This window comes from Spiroplasma endosymbiont of Lariophagus distinguendus, assembly GCF_023846195.1.
In the GTDB taxonomy this organism is placed as follows: domain Bacteria; phylum Bacillota_I; class Bacilli_A; order Mycoplasmatales; family VBWQ01; genus Spiroplasma_E.
Genome location: NZ_JALMUW010000106.1, coordinates 1 through 1,830, shown reverse-complemented (window position 1 = coordinate 1,830; position 1,830 = coordinate 1). Strand labels below are relative to the sequence as shown.

General features: G+C 24.3%; 1 protein-coding gene. It reads right to left on the bottom strand.

Annotation, left to right across the window (positions count from 1 at the left end):
• Positions 1-1,830, bottom strand: a 1,830-nt coding sequence (locus tag M0D11_RS05810) for a hypothetical protein (RefSeq protein WP_252320944.1), incomplete at both ends; no start/stop codon positions are given.

Below are 1,830 nucleotides of genomic sequence, written 5' to 3'. Positions count from 1 at the left end.
TCACTTAATTTAATATTAATAGGTGTAAATCAGTTTTTAGAATTAGTATAATTTAACCCTAAATATTTATTTGAATATATTGCATTCATATTAAAATTAAAATTAAATGTCATACTTTCATAATCATCTTTAAATTTATCAATATTTTCATATCCATAATCTTTAACATTAATATGTATATAGTTTAAAAATTTACCGGTTTCTTGATTTTCTCTTCAATTTGGTTTCATTCTATAGTAATGTACATCTTTATTTGATAATGGTTCAGAAATATTATTATTAATTCCATATTGACTTTGATTGCTTAAATCAATAAATATAGGATGCGCTCTCTCTATTATTGGAGGTGGTTGTATTGCTTGAGGATAATTAAATGGTTGGTCAAATTTAAAAGTATTATTGGCTAAAATAAATGTATTTTGAATTAATCTGCTATTATTACTTGCTTTACCAACTGTTTGATAAGTACCACTTCAAATACTAAAATTATCATTAACAGCACCACTTCTATTATCAGGCATACTATAAAATGTTATTTTAAAATTACTTTTACCTACAACTTTAATATCAATCATATCAATTGCTCATTTTACTATATTAGTATTAGTAAAATCTGGTGCTTGTAATAATGATGTATCAATATCATCTTTTGCTAATAAATTAACTAAATCTTTATTTTTAATAGCTAACTGGCCTAAATTTACTGTTTCTTGTACAGTATTATCATTAAATGATTGATTATTAATATCAAACCTTGCCATTGATAATTTATCAGTTAAATTAAATGTAAATGATGTCATATGACTTGCTGAACCTAAGCCTGCTTGAATTGAATCTGGTGTATCATTTCGAAACATATCAAGTGGTATAGGATTACCACTAGGTGGTGTTGAATATAATAATTTTGTATAAAAAGTATATAATTCAGCAGATATTAAACCATTTATGTAATTAAATTGTGGAATTAACAAATTACTACTTAACTTTGCTCCAATATCTAATCCACCAACAAAAGCATTCATAAATGAACCAAATATAGGTATAGTATTAAGATTAATTTTAATAGTTTCTCTTATTGTTAAAGGTATTTCACTAATAGGATTATAAATAAAATAATGTAAAGCATTTATAGTATTTAACTGCTTAAATTTATTATTATTCATATTATAATGAGTATTACCAATAAATTTTTTATTGTTTTTATTATAATATTGAAAATATGGATTACCAGCAGTTGCATAATTATAATCTTCAATTTCTGCACCATTTAAAAAATTATTATCTCAATAATTTACTAATCTATTTGATACATCAACTTTATTAGTATTTTTACTTTTTTCTAAATTAGTAAGTAAATGACCTTCATAATGTTGAGTTGCACCATCATCATATAATGGTAGTACTTCTTTTCTTCATTCTGTATAACCATCCATAGTTGATTGTCCTTGAACAGTTAAAACATAGTTAGTTTCTGGTAATGCTTGAAAACTTACTGGGTCATAAGTTGAACATTGATATTGTCATGGAAATAATAATTTACTTGGATATTGTCGATATTTATGTTTTTTAGTATTTTCAGGATTATTATCAATATCTCTACCTCATAATGCTATTGAAATAGGTTTTACTGAACCATAAAAAGATATTTGACAATGTGTTACTGGTAATGGAGTTAAATAATTTGAATCTAAAATAATATTATTATTTTCATCTAATGCTGGTAATGCAACTGGGTCAGCAGGTGCACCTAATTGCACATATTGATTAATTGCTAATCCACTATGTGCTAATTTATCATTTAATGAACTAAAAGTACATTGAATATAAGCC